The sequence below is a fragment of the Brevundimonas sp. Br13 genome, from assembly GCF_055391505.1.
In genome coordinates this window covers 916,922-942,683 of sequence record NZ_AP044008.1, presented here as the reverse complement: position 1 = coordinate 942,683, position 25,762 = coordinate 916,922, and the positions used below count along the sequence as shown (strand labels likewise).

The 25,762-nt window shown below is 68.2% G+C and carries 24 protein-coding genes and 1 tRNA gene; 11 read left to right on the top strand and 14 right to left on the bottom strand.

Annotated elements, in window-relative coordinates; translation table 11 throughout:
- Positions 1–4: 4 nt before the first annotated feature.
- Positions 5–1,762: a hypothetical protein gene (locus tag ACZ5M6_RS04610; RefSeq protein ID WP_464159787.1), complete on the top strand. Its 1,758-nt coding sequence runs from the start codon at positions 5–7 to the stop codon at positions 1,760–1,762.
- An 89-nt stretch (positions 1,763–1,851) separates the two neighbouring features.
- Here ACZ5M6_RS04610 and ACZ5M6_RS04605 read toward each other — a convergent pair whose 3' ends face one another.
- From ACZ5M6_RS04605 to ACZ5M6_RS04565, 9 genes are all read right to left on the bottom strand, one after another.
- The gene (locus ACZ5M6_RS04605; protein ID WP_054764674.1) at positions 1,852–2,928 is read right to left on the bottom strand and encodes a protein-glutamate methylesterase/protein-glutamine glutaminase; all 1,077 of its coding nucleotides are present in this window, start codon (positions 2,926–2,928) and stop codon (positions 1,852–1,854) included.
- Between the two features lie 4 nt (positions 2,929–2,932).
- Positions 2,933–3,787 (bottom strand): CheR family methyltransferase, encoded by an 855-nt coding sequence (locus ACZ5M6_RS04600; RefSeq protein WP_054764673.1) that lies wholly within the window; start codon positions 3,785–3,787, stop codon positions 2,933–2,935.
- Positions 3,788–3,827: 40 nt separating this feature from the next.
- Entirely contained in the window at positions 3,828–4,340 is a 513-nt protein-coding gene (locus ACZ5M6_RS04595) for a chemotaxis protein CheW (RefSeq protein WP_464159786.1), read from the bottom strand.
- A complete protein-coding gene (locus ACZ5M6_RS04590; RefSeq protein WP_464159785.1) occupies positions 4,340–6,175 on the bottom strand; it encodes a methyl-accepting chemotaxis protein in 1,836 nt (611 codons plus the stop codon). The genes ACZ5M6_RS04595 and ACZ5M6_RS04590 overlap by 1 nt, the downstream gene beginning before the upstream one ends.
- A gap of 99 nt (positions 6,176–6,274) precedes the next feature.
- On the bottom strand, positions 6,275–8,332 hold the full coding sequence (locus ACZ5M6_RS04585) for a HAMP domain-containing methyl-accepting chemotaxis protein (RefSeq protein ID WP_464159784.1): 2,058 nt from the start codon (positions 8,330–8,332) through the stop codon (positions 6,275–6,277).
- 23 nt (positions 8,333–8,355) lie between these two features.
- Entirely contained in the window at positions 8,356–8,868 is a 513-nt protein-coding gene (locus ACZ5M6_RS04580) for a chemotaxis protein CheW (protein ID WP_054764669.1), read from the bottom strand.
- Positions 8,865–10,910 (bottom strand): chemotaxis protein CheA, encoded by a 2,046-nt coding sequence (locus tag ACZ5M6_RS04575; protein WP_464159783.1) that lies wholly within the window; start codon positions 10,908–10,910, stop codon positions 8,865–8,867. Before ACZ5M6_RS04575 ends, ACZ5M6_RS04580 begins: the two co-directional genes overlap by 4 nt.
- On the bottom strand, positions 10,907–11,275 hold the full coding sequence (locus ACZ5M6_RS04570; protein ID WP_054764668.1) for a response regulator: 369 nt from the start codon (positions 11,273–11,275) through the stop codon (positions 10,907–10,909). Before ACZ5M6_RS04570 ends, ACZ5M6_RS04575 begins: the two co-directional genes overlap by 4 nt.
- Entirely contained in the window at positions 11,272–11,577 is a 306-nt protein-coding gene (locus ACZ5M6_RS04565; protein WP_082382600.1) for an STAS domain-containing protein, read from the bottom strand. The genes ACZ5M6_RS04570 and ACZ5M6_RS04565 overlap by 4 nt, the downstream gene beginning before the upstream one ends.
- A 191-nt stretch (positions 11,578–11,768) precedes the next feature.
- Here ACZ5M6_RS04565 and ACZ5M6_RS04560 point away from each other — a divergent pair, with 191 nt between their 5' ends.
- Both ACZ5M6_RS04560 and ACZ5M6_RS04555 read left to right on the top strand, forming a co-directional pair.
- Entirely contained in the window at positions 11,769–13,643 is a 1,875-nt protein-coding gene (locus ACZ5M6_RS04560; RefSeq protein WP_464159782.1) for a PAS domain-containing hybrid sensor histidine kinase/response regulator, read from the top strand.
- Positions 13,644–13,700: 57 nt separating this feature from the next.
- Positions 13,701–14,756 carry a mechanosensitive ion channel family protein gene (locus ACZ5M6_RS04555; protein WP_287396785.1) on the top strand — a complete coding sequence of 352 codons (1,056 nt, stop codon included), beginning with the start codon at positions 13,701–13,703 and terminating at the stop codon, positions 14,754–14,756.
- A gap of 153 nt (positions 14,757–14,909) precedes the next feature.
- Here ACZ5M6_RS04555 and ACZ5M6_RS04550 read toward each other — a convergent pair whose 3' ends face one another.
- Positions 14,910–17,015 carry a malate synthase G gene (locus tag ACZ5M6_RS04550; RefSeq protein WP_464159781.1) on the bottom strand — a complete coding sequence of 702 codons (2,106 nt, stop codon included), beginning with the start codon at positions 17,013–17,015 and terminating at the stop codon, positions 14,910–14,912.
- Between the two features lie 173 nt (positions 17,016–17,188).
- Here ACZ5M6_RS04550 and ACZ5M6_RS04545 point away from each other — a divergent pair, with 173 nt between their 5' ends.
- Positions 17,189–17,839, top strand: a complete 651-nt coding sequence (locus tag ACZ5M6_RS04545; protein WP_464159780.1) for a DUF1345 domain-containing protein — start codon at positions 17,189–17,191, stop codon at positions 17,837–17,839.
- 139 nt (positions 17,840–17,978) lie between these two features.
- Complete coding sequence (locus tag ACZ5M6_RS04540) at positions 17,979–18,353, top strand: hypothetical protein (protein ID WP_054764662.1); 375 nt, start codon at positions 17,979–17,981, stop codon at positions 18,351–18,353.
- A gap of 22 nt (positions 18,354–18,375) precedes the next feature.
- Here the strand turns inward: ACZ5M6_RS04540 and ACZ5M6_RS04535 are convergent, their stop codons facing one another.
- The gene (locus ACZ5M6_RS04535) at positions 18,376–18,531 is read right to left on the bottom strand and encodes a hypothetical protein (protein WP_191554957.1); all 156 of its coding nucleotides are present in this window, start codon (positions 18,529–18,531) and stop codon (positions 18,376–18,378) included.
- Between the two features lie 188 nt (positions 18,532–18,719).
- Between ACZ5M6_RS04535 and ACZ5M6_RS04530 the strand changes: the two genes are divergently transcribed.
- Together ACZ5M6_RS04530 and ACZ5M6_RS04525 are read left to right on the top strand one after the other, a co-directional pair.
- A complete protein-coding gene (locus ACZ5M6_RS04530; protein WP_228185079.1) occupies positions 18,720–20,363 on the top strand; it encodes a peptide chain release factor 3 in 1,644 nt (547 codons plus the stop codon).
- Between the two features lie 276 nt (positions 20,364–20,639).
- On the top strand, positions 20,640–21,005 hold the full coding sequence (locus tag ACZ5M6_RS04525) for a hypothetical protein (RefSeq protein WP_152949444.1): 366 nt from the start codon (positions 20,640–20,642) through the stop codon (positions 21,003–21,005).
- A gap of 4 nt (positions 21,006–21,009) precedes the next feature.
- Here the strand turns inward: ACZ5M6_RS04525 and ACZ5M6_RS04520 are convergent, their stop codons facing one another.
- Positions 21,010–21,630 (bottom strand): SCO family protein, encoded by a 621-nt coding sequence (locus tag ACZ5M6_RS04520; RefSeq protein WP_287105935.1) that lies wholly within the window; start codon positions 21,628–21,630, stop codon positions 21,010–21,012.
- Between the two features lie 44 nt (positions 21,631–21,674).
- Between ACZ5M6_RS04520 and ACZ5M6_RS04515 the strand changes: the two genes are divergently transcribed.
- From ACZ5M6_RS04515 to ACZ5M6_RS04505, 3 genes are all read left to right on the top strand, one after another.
- A complete protein-coding gene (locus ACZ5M6_RS04515) occupies positions 21,675–23,165 on the top strand; it encodes an ActS/PrrB/RegB family redox-sensitive histidine kinase (protein WP_464159779.1) in 1,491 nt (496 codons plus the stop codon).
- 108 nt (positions 23,166–23,273) lie between these two features.
- Positions 23,274–23,831, top strand: a complete 558-nt coding sequence (locus ACZ5M6_RS04510) for an ActR/PrrA/RegA family redox response regulator transcription factor (RefSeq protein ID WP_054764658.1) — start codon at positions 23,274–23,276, stop codon at positions 23,829–23,831.
- A 33-nt stretch (positions 23,832–23,864) separates the two neighbouring features.
- Positions 23,865–24,032 carry a lipocalin family protein gene (locus ACZ5M6_RS04505; protein WP_227976037.1) on the top strand — a complete coding sequence of 56 codons (168 nt, stop codon included), beginning with the start codon at positions 23,865–23,867 and terminating at the stop codon, positions 24,030–24,032.
- Positions 24,033–24,081: 49 nt separating this feature from the next.
- Here ACZ5M6_RS04505 and ACZ5M6_RS04500 read toward each other — a convergent pair.
- Together ACZ5M6_RS04500 and cpdR are read right to left on the bottom strand one after the other, a co-directional pair.
- A tRNA-Val gene (locus tag ACZ5M6_RS04500) sits at positions 24,082–24,156 on the bottom strand.
- 124 nt (positions 24,157–24,280) lie between these two features.
- Positions 24,281–24,637, bottom strand: a complete 357-nt coding sequence (cpdR, locus tag ACZ5M6_RS04495) for a cell cycle two-component system response regulator CpdR (RefSeq protein ID WP_054764657.1) — start codon at positions 24,635–24,637, stop codon at positions 24,281–24,283.
- Between the two features lie 58 nt (positions 24,638–24,695).
- Between cpdR and ACZ5M6_RS04490 the strand changes: the two genes are divergently transcribed.
- Complete coding sequence (locus ACZ5M6_RS04490; protein ID WP_191554950.1) at positions 24,696–25,577, top strand: N-formylglutamate amidohydrolase; 882 nt, start codon at positions 24,696–24,698, stop codon at positions 25,575–25,577.
- The last annotated feature ends 185 nt before the right edge of the window (positions 25,578–25,762 follow it).

Here is a 25,762-nt window from a genome sequence, read left to right as displayed (position 1 = left end):
GTTAGTGAACATCCAGCATCATGATTTCGCCGTCACGGCCGGTCTCCCCGTCCAGCCGACAGCCATCATCGACCAGCTCGAAACAGCGCGTGCGCTGATCGAAAGCCGTTTCTCCGACGCCGGGGGCCGGCTGGCGGGGTCGTTGGAAATGGTGGGACGACTGATCGAATCCCTGGATCGGCTTGAGGTCACCCTGGACGCCAAATCCGTGTCGGACACGACCCAGGACCTGTTGTCCACGGCCGAGGGACTGAACGCCCTGCCGGAGGCCCAGCAGGACCGGATCGCCTATTTCGCCAACATCAAGGTCGCCGGCGCCCAGCTTCAGGCCAATATCGAGTCGATGCGCACAACGCTGCGCTACCTCCGGGCCTTTGCGCTGAACGTCAAGATAACGGCCGGGTCCACCATCCGCGCGTCGGACGAGTTCGCCGGCTTCGCCGAGCGCATGTGCAGCCAGCTGGACCTGGGCGTCGGCCAGTTGGACGAACTGGCCGATCAGCTGACGGATCTGTCGACCCGCCTGCAACAGGCCCTGGAGTTCGAACAGACTCTGAGCGGCAAATACGCCGCCCTGATCCCCGCCGTGCCGGACCGGCTGGCGGTCGACGCCCGCGCCATTCAGGAACAGCATACCCAGATCGCCGACGTCGCCCGTTCGATCGCGGCCATCGCCCGCGACATCCAGACCAAGGTCAGCAAGGCCCTGATGGCGCTTCAGATCGGCGACATCACCCGTCAGCGCATCGAACACGTCCAGCTGGGCCTGCGCGTCGCCAGCCGCCTGGCGGCCCAGTCGGACTTGGCCGAGGAGGCGCGCGACCGGGCCGAACGTCGGCTGCTGCACATGCTGGCGGCCCAGATGTCCGATATCGCGGCCGATTTCGAGGCGGAAGCGGTCAAGGTGACCCAGAGCCTGAACGGCATGGCGGCGGACACGGCCCAGATCCTGGCGGTCAACGCCCTGGGCGGCCGGGGCGGCAAGGGCGGATTGCGCGAACTGGAAGAGAGCCTGGGACACGCGGGCCTTCTCGTCGGCGACGTGACTGCGGCCATGGCCAACGCCCACAGGATCAGCAACGAAACCGTCTCGGCGGTCGAGGCCCTGTCGCGCCGGGTCGGCGCCATCCAGGGCGTCAAGCGCGACATCCAGCAGATGGCCATCAACAGCAGCCTGCGCTCCAACCGCCTGGGCGACATCGGCAAGCCTTTGAGCGTGATCGCCATCGAGCTGAGCAGCCACGCCGGCCAGCTGGAGGAAGAGGCCGATCTGACGCTCAGCTCCCTGAACGCCCTGGCGGGCGTCGCCAATGACAGGCCGGCGGGCGGCGATCAGGACGGGCGGGTGGACGCCGGTCGTCTGAACGGGGTGCGCAGCCGTCTGCGCCAGGCCGCCGACGTGGTCGAGCACGACCTGAGCGGCCTCAGCGACCAGGGCGCCGCCACGGCGCGGTCCCTGACCGTCGCCGCCGAACAGCTGGGGCTGAAGGCCGACATGGGCGACGCCCTTCACGCCGCCGCCGCCGCCCTGGTCGAGGCCGCAGGGCCCGAGGTGGACGACCTGTCCCAGATCGAGGCCGCCCTGGACGAGGCGATGAACGAGATCGGGCTCTGCTATACGATGGCGCGCGAACGGCTGATCCATGCCGAATACGCCGTTCCCAAGGACGCTGCGCCGGAAGGCGAAGAGGCTCAGGCCGAGACGGCGGCCGTCGAAGCGGCGCCGGCCGAGGCGGACGAGTTCGCCGACCTGCTGTTCTGAAGATCACGCAGCCCTGAAATGAGAACGCCGCGCCGACGTCTCCGTCGGCGCGGCGTCAACTGTCGAACAGGCCGAAGACCAGGCCTGGTTCAGCGCGACCGATCGACCGCCATGATTTCGCGCGCGATATGTTCCAGCGCCATGATCTTTTGGGCGGCGCCCCGGGCGATGGCCTCCTTGGGCATGCCGAAGACGATCGAGCTGGCCTCGTCCTGGGCCACGGTCACGGCGCCGGCCTCCTTCATCTCCAGCAGGCCGCGCGCCCCGTCGTCGCCCATGCCGGTCATGATGACCCCCATGGCGTTGCGGCCGGCGGCGCGGGCTGCCGAGCGGAACAGGACGTCCACCGAGGGCCGGTGACGCGACACGGGCGGACCGTCCTTGATCGCCACCTGATAGCGGGCGCCCTGGCGTTCCAGCAGCATGTGTTTGTCGCCCGGCGCGATCAGGACGTGGCCGCGCAGGACGGGATCGCCGTGCTGGGCCTCCTTGACCTCGACCTCGCACAGGCTGTTCAGCCGTTTGGAGAAGGCGGCGGTGAAGCCGGCCGGCATGTGCTGGACGATGACGATCCCCGGCGCATTGGCCGGCAGGGCCTGCAGGACTTCGCGGAGGGCTTCGGTGCCGCCGGTCGAGGCGCCCAGACAGGCGACCATTTCGGTGGTGCGGGCCATGGCCGCGCCGCTGGGCGGCGGCAGCATGGCGTCGGCCGTCAGCTTGGTGCCGGGATCCAGCGTCCGGGCGGTCGGGCGGCGGGCGCCGACGCGGGCGCGGGCGGCGGCCTTGACCACGTCGCGGATGCGGTCGCCGCTCTCGGCCAGATGGTCCGCCGCCCCGATCCGCGGCTTCAGGATGATGTCGACGGCGCCGGCTTCGAGCGCCTGCATCAGGGTCTCGGAGCCCGCCTCGGTCAGGGAGGAGCACATGACCACCGGGATCGGGCGCTGAGACATCAGTTTCCGAAGGAAGGTGATGCCGTCCATGCGCGGCATTTCCACATCCAGGGTGATGACGTCGGGCACGTCCTCGGCGATGCGGCGGGCGGCGACGAAGGGATCGGACGCCACCCCCATGACTTCGATCTGCGGATCCGCCGACAGCACGTCCACCAGGGTCTGGCGCACGCTGGCGGAATCGTCGATCACCAGAACACGAACCTTGGGCATGAGGTCAGGTCTTCCGGAAGATGGTGTTGGCGACGGTGACCAGCGGCAGTTCGATGCCGGTGATGCTTTCCGAATGGCCGATGAACAGATAGCCGCCGGGCCGCAGACGGGCGCACAGACGGTTCAGAACCTTGGCCTGGGTCTGTTTATCGAAATAGATCATGACGTTGCGGCACATGATCATGTCGAACGGATCGCCGACCGAATAGGCGTCGTCCATCAGGTTCAGCCGCGCCAGCGACAGCTTGGACCGCAGGGACGGATGAATGCGGCTTTCGCGGCGGCTGGCGTCGCGCGCCCTCATCACCCAGCGCTTCATGTCCGCCGGCACGGGCGTCAGCATTTCGTCGGGATAGACGCCGCGCAGGGCCGTCTCCAGCACCTCGGTCGACAGATCGGTGCCCAGGATCTGATAGTCCGGCCCGCCCTCTTCGTCGGCGAACTTCTGCAGGACCATGGCCATCGTATAGGGCTCGGCGCCCGTGGAACAGGCCGCGCTCCAGGCGCGGATGCGACGCTGCCCGGCGGCCTTGAACTCGGGCAGGACGTGGCTGGCCATATAGTCGAAATGGCGCGGCTCGCGGAAGAAGTCGGTCTTGTTGGTCGTGACCGCGTCGATCAGGAAGACGGACTCGGTCTCCAGCCCGCCGTCCTTGAACAGATAGTCGCAATAGCGGTCGAAGGTCTCATGGCCGGTGACGCGCAGCCGGCGACGCAGCCGTCCCTCCAGCATGGTGCGCTTGGACGAGGGCATCTTGATGCCGCTGTAGTCATAGATGTAGCGCGCCAACCGTTCGAAGTTGCGGGCGCTGATCTGATCAAGCGTGGGGGCGGACCGTTCTAGCGCCGCTTGGGACAAGGCGTTTCTCTCTTCTTTTTATGGGCCGTTCGCGCCGCCCTCAGGCGGCGCGTTCGAGAGGGGCGAAGGCGGCGAGATCGGCCGCATCGCCAGTGGTGGACAGGAGCCGGGGCAGGTCGATCAGGACGACGAAGCCGTCGTCGCGCCGCACCACGCCGGAGATATAGTCCGAGCGCCATTTGACGCCGATGTCGGGCGAAGGCTCGATCTGGTCGGCGGCAAAGCTGGTCACCTCGAACACCCGGTCGGCGACCAGACCCAGGCTCAGGGTCCGGTCCTCCAGCGGGATGTCCAGGACCAGGATCCGGGTGTTCAGGGTCGGTTCGACCGGCGCCATCCCCAGGCGGATCCGCAGATCCGCCGTGGGAACGCCCTGGCCGCGCACATCGGTCAGACCCATCAGATAGGCGGGGCTGTTGGGGATGCGCGACGGGGCCTGATAGGTCAGGATCTCCCGCACCAGCCCGACCGGGGCGGCGAAGACCTCCTCGCCCAGGCCGAAGCTGACGTATTGACCTTCAGCCGCACCCGCTTTTTCCACGGGGCCGGACATCAGGCGCTCTCCCGGAAGTCCATGTCCTCGGCGTCGGCGCCGCCGCTGGTCAGGTCCAGGGCGAAGCCCTGGGCCCGGGCCTGCTGGGCGTGGACCGGAGACTTGGCGAAAGACTGGGCCGGGGTAGCCGCCTTGGCGACCGGACGGGCGGCGGGCTTGGGCGGCGACTTGAAGGTCGAGGCGCGGGCGGGAGCCCGGGCCGGAGCCCGTCCGCTGCGGCCGCCGGCTGAGTCGGTGCGGAAGAAGGCGATGGAGGCCTGAAGCTCTTCGGCCTGGGCCGCCAGCTCTTCCGAGGTCGCCGACATCTCTTCCGAGGCGCCGGCGTTCTGTTGCGTCACCTTGTCGAGCTGCTGAATGGCCTCGTTGATCTGGTTGGCGCCGACGTCCTGCTCACGGCAGGCGGCGGAGATTTCCGAGACCAGTTCGGCGGTCTTGCGGATGTCCGGCACCAGGCGCTGCAGCATGTCGCCGGCCTCTTGAGCGGCCTTGACCGTGTCGCCCGAGACCGCGCTGATCTCGGCGGCGGCCGTCTGGCTGCGTTCGGCCAGTTTGCGCACTTCCGAAGCCACGACCGCGAAGCCCTTGCCGTGCTCCCCGGCGCGGGCGGCCTCGACCGCGGCGTTCAGGGCCAGCAGATCGGTCTGACGCGCGATCTCCTGCACGATGCCGATCTTGTCGGCGATGGTGCGCATGGCGTCCACCGCGCGGGTCACGGCCTCGCCGCTCAGTTCGGCGTCCTTGGCCGACTGGCGAGAGATCTTCTCGGTCTGGGCGGCGTTGTCGGCGTTCTGTTTGATGTTGGCGGCCATCTCCTCCATCGAGGCCGAGGCCTGTTCGGCGGCGGCGGCCTGTTCGGTGGCGCCCTGGCTCATCTGCTCGGACGTGGCCGACAGTTCCTGGCTGCCGGAAGAGACGTTGTCGGCGGCCGACAGGGCGTCGGCGACGACGCCGCGCAGGCGCTCGACCATCGACTGCAGCGACAGGCCCAGGGTGTCCTTGTCCGACAGGGGCTTGGGCTGGACCGTCAGGTCGCCCTGAGCGATCTCGTCGGCCATGGCGGCGGTGGCGCGCAGATTGGCCGTCATGCGATCGACCGTATCGACCAGATCCTTGATCTCGTCATTGGTCGTGACCTTGATGTCCTGATTCAGGTCGCCGATGGCGACCGCCTCGATGGCTGTGGAGACCTTGCGCAGGCCCAGGGTGACGGTGCGGGAAATCCACAAGGCGGCGACCACGCCGATCACCAGTCCGGCGACCACCAGGGCGATGAACATCGTCCGGGCTTCTGAGAAGACCTTGTCGCCCTCGACGCTGGCGGCCTTGCCGCCGTCGACGTTCAGGTTCACGAGCTTCAGCAGGTCCGCCGACATGTCGTCATACAGCGGCTTGCTGGCAAGCATGGCCTGGGCGGCGGCCTCGTTCTGATTGACGCGCGAGAAGGTCAGCATCCGCTCGCCGTCCCGCAGATAGTTTTCGAACTTGCCGGCGAACTGATTGTAGAGCGCCCGCTCGTCGTCCGAGGAGATGAGGGCCTCATACTTCGCCCGTTCGCTCTTGATCGTGTCGAGCGTGGCGGCGATGTCCTTTTCGACCTCGGCCATGCGCGCCGGATCGGTCGAGGTGATGTGGGCGTACTGCTGGGCCCGCAGGTCCGAGGTCGCCGTATTGAGGCTGTGGATGGCGTCGATGCTCGGCATCCAGTTTTCGGTGATGACGGTCGACTGATCGTTGACCGCGCTCATCTTTATGACGCCGACGACGCCCAGAACCATGGCGATCGCCAGGACGGCGGCGAAGGCGCCGGCCAGTTTTGCTTTAATCGTTAGGCGCATTTCAGAGCCCCTTTTCTGAAGTCAGGTCGGCGAATGGCGGACGCGGGTTACTGAGGACGGTACTGGGTCGGCGATGTTGGAGGACGGAGATTCCGGACATCAGGCGCTTTCCCGGAAGTCCATGTCCTCGGCGTCGGCACCGCCGCTGGTCAGGTCCAGGGCGAAGCCCTGGGCCCGGGCCTGCTGGGCGTGGACCGGGGATTTCGCAGGGGACGCCGACTTGCCGACCGGACGGGCGGCGGACTTGGCGGGCGCCTTGAAGGTCGAGGTGCGGGCGGGGGCGCGGGCCGGAGCCCGTCCGCCGCGACCGCCGGCCGAGTCGGTGCGGAAGAAGGCGATCGAGGTCTGAAGCTCTTCGGCCTGGGCCGCCAGTTCTTCCGAGGTGGCCGACATCTCTTCCGAGGCGCCCGCGTTCTGTTGCGTCACCTTGTCCAGCTGCTGGATGGCCTCGTTGATCTGGCTGGCGCCGACGTCCTGTTCGCGGCAGGCGGCGGAGATTTCCGAGACCAGTTCGGCGGTCTTGCGGATGTCCGGCACCAGACGTTGCAGCATCTCGCCCGCTTCCTGGGCGGCCTTGACCGTGTCGCCCGAGACCGCGCTGATCTCGGCGGCGGCCGTCTGGCTGCGTTCGGCCAGTTTGCGGACCTCGGAGGCGACGACGGCGAAGCCCTTGCCGTGTTCCCCGGCGCGGGCGGCCTCGACCGCCGCGTTCAGGGCCAGCAGATCGGTCTGACGCGCGATCTCCTGCACGATGCCGATCTTGTCGGCGATGGTGCGCATGGCGTCCACGGCGCGGTTGACCGCCTCGCCGCTGGCCTCAGCGTCCCTCGACGACTGACGCGAGATCTTCTCGGTCTGGGCGGCGTTGTCGGCGTTCTGTTTGATGTTGGCGGCCATCTCCTCCATCGAGGCCGAGGCCTGTTCGGCGGCGGCGGCCTGTTCGGTGGCGCCCTGGCTCATCTGTTCGGAGGTGGCCGACAGTTCCTGGCTGCCCGAGGAGACGTTGTCGGCGGCCGACAGGGCGTCGGCGACCACGCCGCGCAGACGCTCCACCATCGACTGCAGCGACAGGCCCAGGGTGTCCTTGTCCGACAGCGGCTTGGGCTGAACCGTCAGGTCGCCCTGGGCGATCTCGTCGGCGATCGCCGCCGTCGTGCGCAGGTTCAGCGTCATCCGTTGCAGGGCCTGGCCCAGGATGTCCTTGTCCGACAGGGGCTTGGGCTCGACGCTCAGGTCGCCCACGGCGATCTGATCGGCCATGGCGGCCGTGGCGCGCAGGTTCCGGGTCATGCCTTGCAGCGAGAGACCCAGGGTGTCCTTGTCCGACAGGGGCTTGGGCTCGACGCTCAGGTCGCCCATGGCGATCTGATCGGCCATGGCGGCCGTGGCCTTCAGATTGTCGGTCATGGTGTTGAACACCCCGACCAGGTCCTTGATCTCGTCGTTCGACTTGATCTCGATCCGCTGGTCCAGATCGCCGATGGCGACGGCGTCGGCGACCGTCATCAGACGGCTGAGGCCGGCGCTGATGCCCAAGGCGATCCACAGGGCGAAGGCGACGGCGATGGCCAGGGCCGCGATCGTCAGACCGATGACCAGGTTGCGGGTGTCGGCGTACTGTTTGGACGTGTCCTGATCGGCCTTCACCATGGCGGCCTGGTTGCGCTCGACGATCTTGGCGAAGATCTCCGACATCTCGACCGCGATCTCGCGCGATTCGCCGGTCGACAGAGCGATGGCCTGGGCGTGCTGGCCCGAGCGCACCAGGTCGGCCATGCGGCCCTCCATCGTCGTCATCTGAGCCAGCAGGGCCTCCAGCCGCTGCCAGTCAGGCTTGTTGACCTCGGACGCCTTCTCCTCGCCGGCTTTCAGAAGTTCAGCCATCTCCTCGCGGGCCGTCTCACCCGTTTCGATGTGACGACGCATTTCCTCCGGCGTGGTCGAGAGGATCAGGTTCTTTTCAGCCCGGATCGACTCCAGCAGGCGGATGTTCGCCGTCTGCGAATTCTCCAGTCGCTTGGCCGGGCCCGACATGACGTCGTCCATGGCCTTGTTGAAGCTGCCCAGGCTGTGAATCCCGAGGAACGCAATCCCGATCAGCAGGACGATCATCATCCCGAAGCCGGCGGCCAGCTTGGCCTTAATCGTGAAACGCATGGCTGTTCTCCCCGAAGAGCCGGTCAGTGACGCGTGGCGGACGCGACCGGCGAGCGGGCGTCGTGCTGTTGGTTGAAGAGGGTCTGGAGGGCGGGAACGACGATGAATTCGCCGTCGCGCTTGACCAGGCATTGGATGAACTCGGGCCGCCAGCGCATGCCGACGCTGGGCGGAGCCTCGGCGTCGGCGCGGGCCAGGGTGGTGACCTCGTGGACCTTGTCGGTGCGCAGGCCGACCAGGGTCGGCTCTCCGTCCAGGTCGATCTCGATGACGACGATGCGGCTGTCGATGGTGGGCTCGCCCCGTTCCATGGCGAAGGCGACGCGCAGGTCCGACAAGGGGATGACCTTGCCGCGGAAGTTGATCACGGCGCCGGCGAAGGCGCCGGCCCCCGGCACCACCGTCTCGGGCGCCAGGTCCATGATCTCCTGCACCGCGACGGCCTCCAGGGCGAACAGTTCGCCGTTCAGCTCGAAGGTCAGGACCTCCATCTGCTCCGCGCCGGTCCAGCCGGTGGTTTCAGCCGTCTCGCTCATACCGCCTCACGCATCTGCGCCTCCTGCTGCTGGCCCTTGGCGACCAGGTGGCCCACGTCCAGGATCAGGGCGACGCCGCCGTCGCCCAGGATTGTGGCCCCCGAGAAGGTCGGCAGGCCCGAATGAAGCTTGGACATCGACTTGATCACCGTCTGGTGGTCGCCGATGATCTGATCGACGACCAGGCCGATCCGCTCGGCGCCGGTCGAGACGACCACCACCTTCTGATGCAGTTCGGGCGGGGTGCCGGTGTCGAACATCTCGCGCAGGCGCAGGAAGGGCACCAGGCTGTTGCGCAGGGAGATGAAGCTGCGGCCGCGCGAACGCAGATCCTCGTCCAGCGACAGCTCCAGACACTCCTCGACCGCGTCCAGCGGAATGACGTAGCGGCCGTGGCCGACGCGAACCAGAAGGCCGTCGATGATGGCCAGGGTCAGGGGGATGCGCAGCGACACCTCCGACCCCTCTCCGGGCCGGCTGGCGATGTCGATGGAGCCGCGCAGGCCCTCAATGGTGCGTTTGACCACATCCATGCCGACGCCGCGGCCCGACAGGTTGGTGACCGCCGCCGCCGTCGAGAAGCCGGGATGGAAGATCATCTGCAGCAGGTCATGGTCGCTGATCGCCGCGCCGGGCTCGATCAGCCCCTGGCTCTCGGCCTTGGCGCGGACGCGGTCGCGGTCGATGCCGCGGCCGTCGTCGCGAATGGTGATGACCACTTCGCCGCCCGACTGATGGGCCGACAGGCGGATGCGACCCGTAGCCGGCTTGCCGGCGGCGGCGCGATCCTCGGCCGTCTCCAGACCGTGGTCGGCGGCGTTGCGGATCAGGTGGACCAGGGGGTCGGCCAGACGCTCGATGACGGTCTTGTCGATCTCGGTGCTCTCGCCGTCGGTCGACAGTTCGATCGCCTTGCCCGTCTCGCGCGCCAGGTCGTGGACCAGGCGGCGGAAACGGCCGAACAGGGTCGAGACGGGCACCATCCGCAGCACCATCATGGTGTCGCGCAGTTCGCCGGACAGGCGCTCGATTTCTTCCGACACGGCGCGCAGGGCCACGTCGGTCCCGCCGTTGGAGATCTGGCTCAGGCGGGACTGGGCGATGACCAGTTCGCCGACCCGGTCCATCAGCTCATCCAGGCGGTCGGCCGGAACGCGCACGCTCTCAGCAGCCTTGGCGGCCTTGGCGCCGCCTGCTTCAGCCGGTTCGGCGGCGGGCGCAGCAGGGGCGACGGCGGCGGGCTTGGCCGCCGAAACCGGAGCCTGAGCCGGCTCGGCGGCGGCCTGGACCGGGGCGTCTTGGGGGGCGGCTTGGGGGGCGGCTTGGGGGGCGGCTTGGGGAGCCTCTTGCGGGGCGGCGGCTTCGGCGTTCACCGCTTCGATGCTCAGGGTCATCTCGTCCATGACGAAGATGAAGACGTCCTCGATCGCCGAGCGGCCGTGCTCGGTCGTCAGGGTGACGGTCCAGCCCAGATGGAGGTCGGTCGGCTCCATCCGGCTGAGCGGCGGCACCCGCGAGGTATCGACCACCACATGGGCCTCGCCCAGGTCGCGCAGCTCGTTCAGCAGGGCCAGGGGGTTGGCGCCGTTGCGGAAGGCGTCGGCGGGCAGTTCGAACTTCACGCGCCAGGTCGTCGCGCCGGCCTTCGGGGTCTCCGGCGCGGCGGCGCCGTCAGCCTCGCGCACTGCGCGCTCCAGATCGGCCAGCAGGGCGTCGCCTGCGGCGCCGTGATCGCCCGACGGATCCTCCAGCAGCTGTCGCATGTGGTCGCGGGCGGCCAGAACCGCAGAGACCAGATCCGTGGTCGCCGCCACCTCGCCCTTTCGGACCCGGTCGAAGGCGGTTTCGCAATGGTGGGTGAAGCCGGCCAAGGCGTCGAAGCCGAACATGGCCCCCGACCCCTTCAGCGTGTGCAGGCCGCGGAAGACGGCGTCGACCAGATCCCGGTCTTCGGGACGATCCAGCAGGTCCAGCAGGCCCTGTTCGATCAGTTCCAGGTTCTCGCGCGCCTCAACCTGGAAGATGGCGATGGCTTCGTTCATCGGCCCAGCACCTTCTTAGCGATCCGCACCAGCTGGTCGGGATCGAACGGTTTGGTCAGCCAGCCCGTGGCGCCCGCGGCCTTGGCCCGCGCCTTCATGCCCTCGTCGGACTCGGTGGTCAGGAAGACGATCGGCACGCCCATCTGTTCGGGCATGCGGCGCATCTCTTCGATCATGGTCAGGCCGTCCATGACCGGCATGTTCAGATCGGTGATGATCAGGTCGAAGGCGCTGGCCTTGGCCTTGGCGATGCCCTCGGCGCCGTCGCCGGCCTCGGCGACCGAATAGCCGGCGCCGGTCAGGGCGATCTTCAAGGCCATGCGGATGCTGGGCGAGTCGTCAACGGTCAGGATGGAAGCCGTCATTGAACCGATCCTTCATGAAACCAGAACCGCAGGTCGTCCTCGGACGCCTCGGTCAGAAAACCCGCCGCTTCCAGCACCGGGCGAAACGCCTCGCCCGGATGCGCCAGGCTCAAGGTCTTGCCGACGGCCTGGGCCTGACGGCGCGCCGCCTCGATCAGCTGGACGCCGCACAGATCGACGGCCTGATCCTCGACCAGGTCCAGGGTGACGGCGTCGTCCTCTTCGAAGGCGTCCAGAATGGACTGGCGCAGACCCGCGACATTGCGAACCACCAGGGCCGCATCCACCAACACTCGTCTCATCCATCCCCCGCACGGCTATGGCGCTACAACTGGAAGCATCATTGACGTGGATGGTTAAATGCCGCTCAAGCTTGCCATACGCAGATGTACCTAGACTTGCGCGGGCAATATTTCACCGGCCCGATTTACTCCGACTTCATCTCCGTGCGGCATACTGAGGAGCTGAATCGTGTTGAGTGTTTAGGAGTTCAATGTTGAACAGGTTCGCTCCTCAAGCCGAGACGGCTTACGAAGGCGATGCTTTTCACGCCCAACTCGCAGAAGCTTGTCCAGCGAATGTATGGCTGCTTAACCCCTCGGGGCGAATAGTCTACGTCAACAGCGCGGCGCGGCGACTTCGAACTTCCGCTCCGAACGACCCCGCCCAGGATTGGCGCGACATATGGCCGTCCGCCTGCCGCGCCTCGGTGGATCTTGCGGTCAGGGAGGCGCGGGCCGGTCGCGCCTTCTCCTTCCGCGCCCGGCTTTCCAGGTCCGAAGGCTCTGAGGATGGCGCGGGCCTCTATCTGAACACCCTGGTCAGCGCGGTCCGCGACGATCAAGGCCGGATCGTGCGGCTGTTGGCCAAGTCGGAGGACGTGACGGCCGAGACGGAATCGAGCGCCTTTCTGAATACGGTCATCGATGTCCTGCCCCTGGCCCTGACGGTCAAGGACGCCCGGACCGGACGCTTCATCCTGGCCAACAGGGCCGCAGAGACCCTGTTCGACCGGGTGGGGGGCCTGGCGGGGCTGAAGCCCGCCGAGGTCCTGCCTTCGAGCCTGGCCGAATGGACGGCCGCCGCCATGACCAGAGGCCGAGAGACCGCCGTGCATGAGGATCACGGCCGCGGCGGCGTCCGCTATCTGGAGGCGACCAAGGTCGCCACCTATGACGACGACGGTCTGCGCCATCTGATCGGCCTGGCGGAAGACGTGACCCAGAGACAGCGAGACGCAGACGCCCTGCGATCCGCCCTGGAGCAGGCCGAACGCGCCAATCACGCCCGCAGCGCCTTCATATCGAACATCACCCACGAGATCCGCACCCCGCTGAACGGGGTGATCGCCGGCGCCGACCTTCTGGACAGTCGCGCCGACACCGTCGACATCCGCGAGATCGCCGCCATGATTCGGGCCTCGGCGACGTCGCTTCAGCACCGTTTCGAGGATCTGATGGCCGTGTCGCGCATGGGCGCTGCGCCCAGCGCGCCCAAGGCCGAGCCGTTCGAGCCGACCGCCTTCGCCGAACAGCTTGTCGCGCCCCACCGCGCGGCGGCGGAGGCCAAGGGTCTGGCCCTGCATCTCGAGATTTCGCCCGACCTCCCGGCCCGGCTGTTGGGCGACGCGGAGGCCCTGGGGCGCATCCTGACGCCCCTGTTGCAGAATGGACTGAAGTTCACCGACCGGGGCGAGATCCGCCTGAGGATCGAAGGCCGCGGGAACGGCGTGATCCGTTTCGCCTGTCTGGATACGGGCGTCGGCTTCGCGCCTGAAAAGAAGGACGCCCTGTTCACCCCCTTCCATCAGAGCGACGACGCCCTGACGCGGCGCTTCGGCGGCATGGGGCTGGGTCTGGCCCTGGCGCGCGAACAGGCAAGGGCTATGGGCGGCGAGGTGGACGGCGAACCGCGCGAGGGCGGGGGCTCGGTCTTCTGGCTGGACATCCCCCTCGCCGCCGTCTGCGACGACCCGGGGGCTGCGGCGGCGCAAGGGCGAATGAACGTCCTGGTCGTCGACGATCACCCCACCAACCGGCGGATCGTCGAGATGATGCTGGACGGCGTCGCCGACGTGGTCATGGCGGAGGACGGGGTGGAGGCGGTGGAGGCCGTGGAGCGCGAACGGTTCGACCTGATCCTGATGGACATCCAGATGCCTCGGATGGACGGAATCACGGCGGTCGCTCGCATTCGCGACCGGGAACAGGCCGCGGGTCGGCCGCCGGCGCCCATCATCATGCTGACGGCCAATACCCAGGCGGAGCATGTGGCCGCCTGTCGGGAGGCCGGGGCGAACCGTCACCTGGGCAAGCCCTTCACCTCCGCCGGGCTGTTCGGCGAAATCCAGGCCGTCATGGGTCACTGACGGAAACGCGCGTCATCGCGGGCGGAACCTTGGCCTTTCGCCGCGCGCTTGAGGCGGATGGTCTCTACGATCGAGAAGCTGAACCTGGAGGCGATCGAACAGTCGCCGGTCCTGCGGATCGCCGGGGCCAGCCTGACCGTCGGCGGTCTGGTCGGCGCAGGCGTGATCCTGATCGGCGCCTTCTGCGTCAGCTGGCTGATCACCCGCGCCCTGCGGCGCGTGCGCGAACGGGCCGAACGCAGCCGTCAGGCCCTGTATCTGCTGGAGCGGCTGTCCGGCTATGCGGTGATCATACTGGGCGTCATGGCGGCCCTGTCGACGGCGGGGCTGAACCTGTCGTCCCTGGCGGTCTTCGCCGGCGCCCTGGGCATAGGCGTGGGTCTGGGCCTGCAAGGGGTGGTCAAGGAGTTCGTCTCGGGCCTGTTCCTGATCTTCGACCGGATGGTCTCTGTCGGCGACTATATCGAGATCGAGGACATCGGCATTCGCGGCGCCATCATGGAGATCGGGCCGCGCGCGACGCGGGTCAGGACCAATGACAACGTCAATGTCCTGGTGCCCAATTCGCGGCTGATCGAACAGCCGGTGACCAACTGGACCCTGAAGGGCGACACCCGCCGGATCCACGTCCCCTTCGCGGTCGCCTATGGGTCGGATCGGGGCAGGGTGCGCGAGGCGGTGCTGGCCTGCGCCCGGTCCAGCCCCTTCACCCTGCCCGAGACCGAGGCGCGCAAGAGCCAGGTCTGGCTGGTGGGGTTCGGCGACAAGGGGCTGGAGTTCGAACTGCTGGTCTGGCCGACGCGCGAGGCGGTCAAGCGACCGGCGGCCATGCACGCGGCCTATACCTGGCTGATCGCCGACGCCCTGGACGGCGCCGGGATCGAGGTGCCCTTCCCCCAGACCGATCTGCGGATCCGCAGCGCCTTCGGCCTGGAGGGCGACGAGGCCCTGGGCCGGCTGGGGTATGGCCGAGGGAAGAAGCCGACGCCCGCCGCGCCCCAGGGCCAGACCGCCGCCAGCAACGACGCCGCCGAGGACCTGATGAAGGCCGAGGACGAAGAAGGCCCGCTGGAGCCCGCGCCGGGGCCGCCGCCGAGACGGACGGGGGATTAAACCATGAAACCCGTCACCCTCGGGCTTGTCCCGAGGGTGTACCTGTCCGTCGCACGATGATGGGCTTGGATTGGCGGCGTCGATCCGCGTTTGCCGCTCGCATCCACATCAGCCGTGGGCCCTCGGGACAAGCCCGAGGGTGACGGGGGATTTTTAATGCTGCGCCTTCGCCTTCAGCCGGAAGGCGTGGAGCAGGGGTTCGGTATAGCCGTTCGGCTGGTCCACGCCCTCGAACACCAGAGCCCGCGCGGCCTGGTAGGCCAGGCTGGCGTCGGGATCGGGGGCCATGGGCCGATAGAGCGGATCGCCCGCGTTCTGGGCGTCGACCTTGGCCGCCATCCGCCGCAGAGCGGCCTCGACCTGATCGGCCGTACAGACCCCGTGCAGCAGCCAGTTGGCGATATGCTGGGAGCTGATCCGCAGGGTGGCGCGGTCCTCCATCAGGCCGATGTCGTGAATGTCGGGCACCTTGGAGCAGCCGACCCCCTGGTCGATCCAGCGGACGACATAGCCCAGAATGCCCTGGGCGTTGTTGTCCAGCTCGGCCTTCACCTCCTCCTCGGACCAGTTGACGCCGTTCGCCAGGGGCGGGGTCAGCAGATCGTCCAGCCCCGGCGTCGGCCGCGTCGCGACCTCGGCCTGGACGGCGAAGACATCGACCGCGTGATAGTGGAGCGCGTGCAGGGTCGCGGCCGTCGGGCTGGGCGTCCAGGCGGTGTTGGCGCCGGTCCTGGGGTGGCCGATCTTCTGCTCCAGCATGTCGGCCATCCGGTCGGGCGCGGCCCACATGCCCTTGCCGATCTGGGCCTTGCCCGACAGGCCGCATTTCAGGCCGATGGCGACGTTGCGCGCCTCATAGGCGGCGATCCAGGCGCTGGACTTGACGTCGCCCTTTCGCACTACCGGGCCGGCCCGCATGGCGGTGTGGATCTCGTCTCCGGTGCGGTCGAGGAAGCCGGTGTTGATGAAGACGATCCGGTCCCTCACCGCATGGATGCAGGCGGCCAGATTGGCCGAGGTGCGACGCTCCTCATCCATCACCCCGACCTTGATCGTGTGGCGCGGCAGGGCCAGCAGATCCTCGACCACGTCGAACAGCCGGTTGGTGAAGCCGCACTCGTCCGGGCCGTGCATCTTGGGCTTGACGATATAGACCGAGCCCGTGGCGCTGTTGCCGAGCCCGCCCAGCCCCTTGATGTCGTACAGAGCGATCAGGCTGGTCACGACGGCGTCCAGAATCCCTTCCGGTGCCTCGGACCCGTCCGACAGCCGGACGGCGGGGGTGGTCATCAGATGGCCGACGTTGCGCACGAACAGCAGCGAACGCCCCTTCAGCGTCAGGGTCGAACCGTCCGGCGCGGTGAAGGCCCGGTCCGGGTTCAGGCGGCGGGTCAGGGTCTTGCCGCCCTTGTCGAAGGTCTCGACCAGGTCGCCCTTCATCAGACCCAGCCAGTTGCGATAGGCGCAGACCTTGTCCGCCGCATCGACGGCGGCCACCGAATCCTCCAGGTCGCAGATGGTGGTCAGGGCCGATTCCAGCACAACATCGGCGATTCCGGCCGGATCGGTGCGCCCGACCGGATGGGCGCGATCGACGATCACCTCGATATGCAGGCCGTTGTGGCGGAACAGGCGCGAGCCCTCGGTGCGCCCCGCCAGCTGAGCCGGGTCTTTCAGCACGGCGGCGTCGATGTCGGTCAGATCGGACCAGGAACCGTCGGTCAGAGGGACGGCCTCGTCCAGAAACGCCTTGGCGCGGGCCACGACCCGGGCGCCCCGTTCAGGGTCGTAGCCGCCGCCTTTCGGCAGGTCGCCCAGGGCGTCCGTCCCGTAAAGGGCGTCATACAGACTGCCCCAGCGGGCGTTGGCCGCGTTCAGCAGGAAACGGGCGTTTAGAATCGGGACCACCAGCTGCGGCCCCGCCATCCGGGCGATCTCGGCGTCCACCCCGGTCGTGCCGATGGTGAAGGGCTCAGGCTCTTCAACCAGATAGCCGATCTCGCGCAGGAAGGTCTGGGAGGCGGCGACGTCATAGGGCCGGCCTCGACGCCCGTCGTGCCAGTCGTCGATCCGGGCCTGAAGGGCGTCGCGATGGGCCAGAAGGGCGCGGTTTTCCGGGGCGAACCGGGCGAAGACGGCCGCCGTTCCCGACCAGAAGCCCGCCGGGTCCAGACCCAGGCCCGGCAAGACCTCCTGTTCGATCAGGCCCGCGAGTTCGGCCGCGACCTGCAATCCAGCGCGATCTTCATAGATGGTCATGGCGGCCCTTCTCCGGCGACGGCCGGGCTGTAACAATGCGTGATCACGCTAAGCCGAGCACGCAGGGCTTCGCAAGGGTCACGTCGCGTCAGCCCCTTCGCTTTTCGTCTAGGAGGACGCGGGGGCTCGGTCGCCTCTTGCCGAGAGCGCGCCCGGCGTCATGATCGGCGGTCATGAGCCTGTTTCACCCCCTTCGCCTCTACGGCGTCCTCCTCGCCAGCCTGGGGGTGGTGATCGCCGTCGCCCTCTTCACCCCCGTGGCCGACGACGCCTTGACCCGGACGGCCTATGGCTGGATCGCCGGGGTCGCGGTCTTCATCGCCGCCACCCTGGCGCGGATGGCCCGGGCCCAGGACGCCGATGCGATCCGCCGGCGCGCCGCCGCCCTGGATCAGACCGGCGCGGCCGTCCTGCCGCTCAGCCTTCTGGCGGCGGCGGCCAGCGTCGTCGTGGTGGTCGCCGAGGCGCGCAGCCACGGCTCTCCCCTGACGGGCGGCCTGCTGGCCCTCGGGACGGTCGCCCTGTCCTGGACCTTCATCCATCTGATGTTCGCCCTGCACTACGCCCACGCCTTCTATCAGCGGGACCACGAGGGCGGGGACCGCGGCGGCCTGATGTTTCCCGGCGAGACCCAGCCCGACTATTGGGATTTTCTGCATTTCGCCCTGATCATCGGCGTAGCCTGCCAGACGGCTGATGTGCAGATCAGCGACCGGGGGGTCCGTCGGCTGTCCAGCGTCCACAGCCTGACCGCCTTCGTCTTCAACACCGTGATCGTGGCCCTGGCGGTCAATCTGGCGGTGGGCGCCCTGGGTGCGGGGTGATGGGGCGGGGTGACGGGCGCGGACTGAGCCCGCCGGTCACAAAGGCTTAACCGCGTCCGTGAACGGGACTGCAAGCCCAGGCGGCTAGAACGGGGATCACGGACGACATCGCGTCCGGATCGCCGAAGGCGTCGCGCCCATGCTGTTTCTTCTGAACGACGTCGTGTTCGACCTGGACGAGGCCTGCCCGGTCACGCCCGCCGACGCGCGCCGGTTCGAGAAGCTGGGCTTCGACTATGTGCTGGAGCTGGGTTGCGAGCTGTTCGCCGAGGATCCGCTGCTGCACCGCAACGATCCCGCACGGGCGCGCCGTCTGGCCTGGCTGATCGCTGAGCGCAGCCCGGACGTCAACGCCGCCCTGTTCGCCGCGCCCGAAGCCGGGTGCAATCCCGATCTGGTCGAGCCGCGCTTTTGCACCCTGCCCGACGCCGTCATGGGGCAGCTGCACGACAAGGGCCGTCGCCTCGACGCGATCGCCGCCGATCGCGCCGTCTGGAACCGCCTCGCCGCCTGAAGCGGCGGCCTTCAAACCCGCGTCAGAGCGCCGTGAACAGGATGTGCACGACGGCGGCGACGGCGAAGATGAAGCCGAAGCCCATCGCCAGCCCTATGGCCGGGTGCATCTTGTGCGGGCGCTCGTAGGACGAGCGATCAAGGCCCGAAACGCGGTCTTCTGGATGGATCACAGCCATCGTCTTTTCCTTTCCCTATGAACCCGGATCGCTCCGGGAGAGGAACGCCCGGCTCTGACGGCCTGATCGCTTCCTCAAAGCCGAGCATGACTCCAATAGCCCCTTATGGCGAGGGGTTATTTGATGTGGCGCAAAGGCGCAGCGCTCCGGCGAGTGACTTTCTGCGCCGGGCGCGCTAGTCGCGCGCCATGTCCTCACTGACCCTGCCTGAAGAAGCCGCGCGCCGGCGCACCTTCGCCATCATCGCCCACCCGGACGCCGGCAAGACGACCTTGACCGAGCATATCCTGCTGGCCGGGGGCGCCATTCGCGCGGCCGGCGCCGTGCGGGCGCGGGGCGAGAACCGGCGGACCCGGTCCGACTGGATGAAGATCGAGAAGGAGCGCGGCATTTCCGTCAGTGCCTCGGTCATGACGTTCGAGCACGACGGCAAGATGTTTAACCTGCTCGATACGCCCGGGCACGAGGACTTCTCGGAAGACACCTATCGCACCCTGACCGCCGCCGACTGCGCCATCATGGTGCTGGACGCCGCCAAGGGGATCGAGCCGCAGACGCTGAAACTGTTCGAGGTCTGTCGTCTTCGGGACATTCCGATCATCACCTTCATCAACAAGCTGGACCGCGAGGCCCAGGACCCGATGGCCCTGCTGGACGACATCGCCTCGCGGCTGCAACTGGACCCGGCGCCCATCTGGTGGCCGGCCGAGAGCGGCAATCGTCTGCGCGGCATGGTCGAGGTCGGGACCGGCCGGTTCCAGCCCTATGCCCGCAAGGCCGCCGGCGCCGCCGAGGACCCCGACCATCCCCCGGCCCTGCCCCTGGACCAGGCGGCGCAGTATTTCGAGGCGGGCGAGCAGGACGCGCTGAGCGAGGCGGTCGAACTGGTCGAGGGCGGCTATCCGGCCTTTGACCGCCAGGCCTTCCTGGAGGGCCATCTGACGCCGGTCCTGTGGGGCTCGGCCCTGCGCCATTTCGGCATAGACGAACTGCTGAAGGCCATCGGCGACTGGGCGCCGGCGCCCAAGGTCATGAAGGCCCGGAAGGAAGCCCCGCCTGAGACCCGCAACGCCCCGGCGCCCGTGGAGACGACGGTGGAGCCCGGCGCCGAAGAAGTCACCGGCTTCGTCTTCAAGGTCCAGGCCAATATGGACCCCAACCACCGCGACCGGATCGCCATGTTCCGCATGGCCTCGGGCGCCTTCAAGCGCGGCATGAGGCTGAAGGTCCAGAACACCGGCAAGTCCCTGTCGGTCAATGCGCCCATCATGTTCTTCGCCTCGGACCGCGAACTGGCCGAGGACGCCTTCGCCGGCGACGTGATCGGCATTCCCAACCACGGCGTGCTGCGGGTCGGCGACAGCCTGTCGGAAAGCGGGGTGGTGCGGTTCGCCGGCCTGCCCAATTTCGCGCCGGAAATCCTGCAACGGGTCCGGGTCAAGGATCCGCTGAAGGCCAAACACCTGAAGAAGGCGCTGGAGGGTCTGGCCGAGGAAGGCGTGACCCAGCTGTTCCGCCCGGAGATCGGGGCGGACTTCATCGTCGGCGCCGTGGGCCAGCTGCAGTTCGAGGTCATGGCCGACCGGCTGGGCGAGGAATACGGCCTGGACGTCGTCTTCGAACCCAGCCCCTATGCCGAGGCCCGCTGGATCGCCCCGACCTCCGACGCGTCCGACGCCGATCTGGAGGACTTCATGGGCAAATACCGCCCCCAGATGGCCCGCGACATCGACCAGGCCCCCGTCTTCCTGGCCAAGTCCAGCTGGGAGACCGGCTATGTCGGCGAACGCTTCCCCAAGGTGGCCTTCACCAAGACGAAGGAGCGGGGTTAGTTGAACGAAACATCGTCAGAGGCGGCTTCAGCAGCCCTCTCCGAAATGGAGCCTGCCCTTCGGACTTTGGCTCGCGAATGGGCCTTTTCGCCTCGACGACCCCGCCCCTCTGCCGAAGCGCTCAAGCGTTGGGATCTTGTGATCGAAGCTTGGGCTGAATCAGATTTGCCCCTGCTATGCCGCACGCCCAATTGGGGGCGCGGCGCTGAGGATGTCCATGATTCAGGTCGGCTCCTTACATGCGCCGATAACACTCCGGCGCACTGGGCCTTCGCCATGGCGCTGAAAGGCCAAACCCCCACGCTTGAGGAAATCTCAACGCTGTTCGACCGCGGGGAAATGCCTTTGGCTTTCGCGATCAAGGCCGCAGAGAAGCCTCGCCTGAAGTACGCGCGTGGAGGGCTTTCTTCCAAACTGAGGCTCAACAAGGACGGCTGGAAGGTCTGCCACGTTTCGCAAGCAGGTCTTCGCCTTCCCGGCCATCCGACCACTCACCCGTTGCCGATTATTAAGGCCCACTTCAAACGGTTCATGTCGCCCAGAAACATGTTTCTGGTGCCGCTCGCCCTTGGCGGTCTAGGAGAGACGCCGCAGATGATCGACGCGATCAGGGACGCCGACCAAACGCCGATCTACCTGTGAGGGCTCAGCCCCGCGCCATGGCGTCTTCGATGATCTTGGTCGCCTTGTCCGGGCCGAGGCCATAGGCGACGGCGGTGCGGAACTTGCCGTCCGGTCCCATCAGATAGACGGTCAGGGAGTGGTTCATCGTATAGCCCTCCCCCTCGCCGACCTTTTCGTAATAGGCGCGGTAGGCCTTGGCCGCCTGGGCCACCTGGTCCGGCGTTCCGGTCAGGCCGATGGTCCCCTTGGGGAAGCCGTCTGAGGACAGATAGTCCTTCAGCTGCTGAGGCGTGTCGCGTTCGGGGTCGATGCTGACGAAGACGATCTGGAGATCGTCGGCCTTGTCGCCCAGCCGCTGCTGCACCGCGGCCAGCTCGGCCAGGGTGGTGGGGCAGAACTCGGGGCAGTAGGTGAAGCCGAAGAAGACCAGGCTCCATTTGCCGTTCAGCATGGTCTGATCCACCGGACGCCCGTCCTGGTTCACCAGTTGGAAGTCGCCGCCGACCAGGGGCTGGCCGGTCGCGCCGATCTCGCCCCGGGTCGCGCTGGGCCGATTGCCGACCACCACCACGGTGACGATGGCCAGGGCGGCGGCGATGGCGAGACAGGCGCCGGCGAACAGCAGGATGGAACGACGCGGCATGACGACCTCTGACGAAAACCTCGGCCCCGGTCTATAGAAGGCCCGTGACCTCGACAGAAGACCACATCGCGCCGCACGGGCGGCCGTCCCTTTCAGAGGGGGCGGCCGTGGACAGCGCCCTGTCGCAGCCCGGCCCCGCCGACGGCGCCCGTAGGGGACGCGGCTTTTCCCTGCGGACTTTGATCGTCCTGCGCTGGCTGACCATACTGGGGCAGAGCGCGGCGATCCTGACGGCGTCTCAGGGGCTGCATTTCCCCCTGCCGCTGTGGCCCTGTCTGATCGTCATCGCCGTCAGCGCTGCGGTGAACGTGGGCGCCATGGCGCGGGTGCGGCGGCTGGAGGCCAGCCTGCCGGACGGACGCACCACGGCCCTGCACCTGGGGTTCGACATTTTTCAGCTCAGCCTTCTGCTGGGCCTGACCGGCGGGCTGGAGAACCCCTTCTGTCTGCTGCTGGTGGCGCCGGTGACGATCGCCGCCGCCGCCCTGCCCGCGCGCCAGGCCGTGGCGCTGGGCCTTCTGGCCCTGATCGCCGTGGGGGTGCTGTTCTTCTGGTCCGAGCCCCTGCCCTGGCGTCCGGGAGAGAATTTTCACCTGCCCCTGCTCTATCGGCTGGGCATGGCCATGGCCCTGGTGACCGGTGTGGTCTTCACCGCCGGCTACGCCTGGCGGGTGGCGGCCGACGCCGAGAAGCTGGAGCTGGCCCTGGCCACGACCCAGGACGTGCTGCAGCGCGAACAGAGACTGGCGGCCCTGGGCGGTCTGGCGGCGGCCGCGGCCCATGAGTTGGGCACGCCGCTGGCCACCATCCAGGTCGTAGCCAAGGAACTTCAGCGCGCCTCGGCGCCCGACAGCGACGCCGCCGAGGACGCGGCCCTGATCCTGCAACAGGCCGAACGGTGCCGGGGCATATTGGCCCAGCTGTCGCGCCGGCCGGAGGGGGACGACGCCCTGTACGCCGACGTGGCTCTGAAGGCCCTGCTGGAGGAGGTGGTCGAGCCGCACCGGGGCTTCGACCTGGCCTTTGAGGTCCTGGTCAAGACCCCGCCCGGCCAGCCGGCCCCGCGCGTGCGCCGCCTGCCCGAGGTGGTGCACGGCCTGTCGACCCTGGTCGAGAACGCCGCCGACTTCGCCGCCTCCACCGTGCGGGTCCAGGCCCAGGTCGACGCCGGCTGGATCGAGATCGCCATTCTGGACGACGGGCCGGGCTTTCCCAGCGACATCCTGCCCCGGCTGGGCGAGCCCTATGTGACCAGCCGCCCGCACGGCAAGGCGCGCCTGGCCCTGGCGGCCCAGATCGCCGCTGCGGCCTCCGGCGCCGGGCGCGGCGGGCCGGAGACCACGGTCGCCCCCAGCCAGGGCGGCATGGGCCTGGGCTTCTTCATCGCCCGCACCCTGTTGGAGCGGACCGGCGGGGTGGTCAGCGTGGGCCAGGGCCTGGCGCGGCCGGACGCCGCCCCCGAAGGCCGCGCCCCCCTGCGCGGCGCCCGTGTGGCGGTGCGCTGGGCCCGTCCGGCGCTGGAGGTGGCGGCCTGAGCGCGTCCAAACCCCGTCCCCGCCCGTATTGGGTCGAAGCGTCGCAGGCGGCCGCTCGCCCTTGACCGAACGACTTCCGCCCCCGACTTGATTCAGCAGGAGAACAGAATGCCCGAGCTCGAGACCCGCATCGCCGCCCTGCCCGACAAGTCCCTGCTGCTGCTGGACGACGACCAGGCCCTGCGCACCCGGATGGGGCGGGCGCTGGAGGCGCGCGGCTTCGAGGTGACCACCGCCGCCTCGGTCGCCGAGGCTCAGCTGCGGCTGAACGAAAAGGCCCCGGCCTTCGCCGTCCTGGACATGCGGCTGGAGGACGGCAACGGGTTGAAGATCGTCGAGGCGGTGCGCGAACGGCGCGAGGACGCCCGGATCGTGATGCTGACCGGCTACGGCGCCATCGCCACGGCGGTTGCGGCGGTCAAGGCCGGCGCCGTCGACTATCTGTCCAAGCCCGCCGACGCCGACGACGTGGTCAAGGCCCTGCTGGCGAGCGGCGACGCGGCCCCCGAGCCGCCCGAAAACCCGATGAGCGCCGACCGGGTGCGCTGGGAGCATATCCAGCGGGTCTATGAGCTGTGCGACCACAATGTCTCGGAAACCGCCCGCCGCCTGGGCATGCACCGCCGCACCCTGCAACGCATCCTGGCGAAACGCGCGCCGCGGTAAGGGGCGAGGCGAGGCCGTGGGCTGAGAGCGGTCGTGCTCGCTTCCTGGTCGATCGTTGGCGAACCTCCGGGCCGCCATCTGTGGCTGATGTCGCGCACGCCCCAACCTTCGCCTCAGGTCCGCGACGCCCTGATGAACCGCGCCCGCGACCTGGGCTACGACCTGACCCTGCTGCGACCGACACAACAGCCACAGCCCTGAACGGCGCATGCGCTGGGCTCGACAAGTCTTCGATTGTCTTGGGGAGGAATGGTGGACGCGACAGGGATTGAACCTGTGACCCCTACGATGTCAACGTAGTGCTCTCCCGCTGAGCTACGCGTCCGCCGTGGCGGCTCTCGATCGGTTCGAGAGCGGGAAGGGCGGTCGTATAGCGGCACGACCGGCCCGCATCAAGCGGCTTTGACCGCCGCAACGAGATTTCTGGAAAACCGTAGCGATTTCAACGCTCAGGCCGCCACCATCCGTTCGACCTCATTGACCAGGTCGCGCAGATGGACGGGTTTGGACAGGACCTTGGCCTGGGGCGAGGCCTGGGCGGCGGTCAGGGCGACGGCGGCGAAGCCGGTGATGAACATGATGCGCAGGCCGGGCTGGCGGGCGGCGGCGACGCGGGCCACCTCGATCCCGTCGGCGCCGGGCATGACGATGTCGGTCAGCAGCAGGTCGTAGGGGCCGTGCTCCAGGGCGTCGATGGCGTCGTCGCCGTTTTCGCAGTCGATGACCTGATGGCCCGCCCGCTCCAGGGCGCGGGTCAGGAACCCGCGCAGCGAACTGTCGTCTTCGGCCAGGAGGATGCGCGCCATTCGAAAAGGCCCCTTGAATTCAGAGGAGCGACGCTAGGCTCACAACGGTAAACCGGCGATGAAATTCGCCGGTCGCACGACTTCCTTCCACAGCGAAACGCGCTATGCGGTGGACATGACCCCGGCCGGCGCCAATTTCGCGATCACGACGCCGCCTGCGGACGCGCCCCAGACGGCCCTGGTCTTCGCCTCACCCCATTCCGGCGACCTCTATCCGGCGGACATGGCGCCCGCCCCCGGCCTGGCGGACGCCAGTCTGAAGAGCGCGGAGGACGCCCGGGTCAACGCCCTGGTGCAGGCCGGGCCGGCGCGCGGCGCGCCGCTGATCGAGGGCCGGATCGGTCGCGCCTATGTGGATCTGAACCGCGACCCCGCCGAACTGGACCCCGAACTGATCGAAGGGGCTGACGGTGCGGTCGGGGCCAAGACCCGAGCCGGATACGGCGTCATCCCCCGCCGCAGCGGCGACGGCCTGCCGCTTTATGACCGGCGCCTGTCGAGGGCCGAGGCGGAGGCCCGGATCGCGGCGGTCCACCGGCCCTATCATCAGGCGCTGGAGGGCCTGATGCGTCAGACCCAGGCCCGCCAGGGGCACGCCCTGCTGATCGACTGGCATTCGATGCCGGCGCGGGCCGCAGGCGTGGAGGTGGTGCTGGGCGACCGACACGGCGCCGCCTGCGATCCGCGGCTGACGCGGCGGCTGCGCGACCTGTTCCAGGGGCTGGGCTGGCGGGTGGGCCTGAACCACCCCTACGCCGGGGGCTGGTCCACCCAGGTCTGGGGCCGGCCGCAGGAGGGGTTTCACGCCGTCCAGATCGAACTGAACCGCCGTCTGTATCTGGACGAGGGCCGCCAGGCGCCCAACGCCGCCTATGAGAAGACGCGCAAGGCCCTGACCCGCGTGATCGCCGACCTGTGCTCTGAGCCCTGGGGCGTTTAGGCCGGCGCGACTTATCGGCGACCAGCCAAAAAAAAAGCCGCGCCCGGAGGCGCGGCATGAAAGTCTATAGGGAGGAAACGCCCAGGAAGGGCAAGACGCCCGGAGGCGTCAGAGGAGAACTTAGGTTGCAACGCACAAACGGTCAAGGGCTCTGCGCGTCCTGACGGTCACAGGATGTTACGCAA

Coding starts and splice junctions, on each gene's coding strand:
- ACZ5M6_RS04605 (WP_054764674.1), bottom strand. CDS start 2,928: ATGCCCAAGGTTCGTGTTCTGGTGATCGACGATTCCGCCAGCGTGCGC.
- ACZ5M6_RS04595 (WP_464159786.1), bottom strand. CDS start 4,340: ATGTCCGGCCCCGTGGAAAAAGCGGGTGCGGCTGAAGGTCAATACGTC.
- ACZ5M6_RS04590 (WP_464159785.1), bottom strand. CDS start 6,175: ATGCGCCTAACGATTAAAGCAAAACTGGCCGGCGCCTTCGCCGCCGTC.
- ACZ5M6_RS04585 (WP_464159784.1), bottom strand. CDS start 8,332: ATGCGTTTCACGATTAAGGCCAAGCTGGCCGCCGGCTTCGGGATGATG.
- ACZ5M6_RS04580 (WP_054764669.1), bottom strand. CDS start 8,868: ATGAGCGAGACGGCTGAAACCACCGGCTGGACCGGCGCGGAGCAGATG.
- ACZ5M6_RS04575 (WP_464159783.1), bottom strand. CDS start 10,910: ATGAACGAAGCCATCGCCATCTTCCAGGTTGAGGCGCGCGAGAACCTG.
- ACZ5M6_RS04570 (WP_054764668.1), bottom strand. CDS start 11,275: ATGACGGCTTCCATCCTGACCGTTGACGACTCGCCCAGCATCCGCATG.
- ACZ5M6_RS04565 (WP_082382600.1), bottom strand. CDS start 11,577: ATGAGACGAGTGTTGGTGGATGCGGCCCTGGTGGTTCGCAATGTCGCG.
- ACZ5M6_RS04560 (WP_464159782.1), top strand. CDS start 11,769: ATGTTGAACAGGTTCGCTCCTCAAGCCGAGACGGCTTACGAAGGCGAT.
- ACZ5M6_RS04555 (WP_287396785.1), top strand. CDS start 13,701: ATGGTCTCTACGATCGAGAAGCTGAACCTGGAGGCGATCGAACAGTCG.
- ACZ5M6_RS04550 (WP_464159781.1), bottom strand. CDS start 17,015: ATGACCATCTATGAAGATCGCGCTGGATTGCAGGTCGCGGCCGAACTC.
- ACZ5M6_RS04545 (WP_464159780.1), top strand. CDS start 17,189: ATGAGCCTGTTTCACCCCCTTCGCCTCTACGGCGTCCTCCTCGCCAGC.
- ACZ5M6_RS04540 (WP_054764662.1), top strand. CDS start 17,979: ATGCTGTTTCTTCTGAACGACGTCGTGTTCGACCTGGACGAGGCCTGC.
- ACZ5M6_RS04535 (WP_191554957.1), bottom strand. CDS start 18,531: ATGGCTGTGATCCATCCAGAAGACCGCGTTTCGGGCCTTGATCGCTCG.
- ACZ5M6_RS04530 (WP_228185079.1), top strand. CDS start 18,720: ATGTCCTCACTGACCCTGCCTGAAGAAGCCGCGCGCCGGCGCACCTTC.
- ACZ5M6_RS04525 (WP_152949444.1), top strand. CDS start 20,640: ATGGCGCTGAAAGGCCAAACCCCCACGCTTGAGGAAATCTCAACGCTG.
- ACZ5M6_RS04520 (WP_287105935.1), bottom strand. CDS start 21,630: ATGCCGCGTCGTTCCATCCTGCTGTTCGCCGGCGCCTGTCTCGCCATC.
- ACZ5M6_RS04510 (WP_054764658.1), top strand. CDS start 23,274: ATGCCCGAGCTCGAGACCCGCATCGCCGCCCTGCCCGACAAGTCCCTG.
- cpdR (WP_054764657.1), bottom strand. CDS start 24,637: ATGGCGCGCATCCTCCTGGCCGAAGACGACAGTTCGCTGCGCGGGTTC.
- ACZ5M6_RS04490 (WP_191554950.1), top strand. CDS start 24,696: ATGAAATTCGCCGGTCGCACGACTTCCTTCCACAGCGAAACGCGCTAT.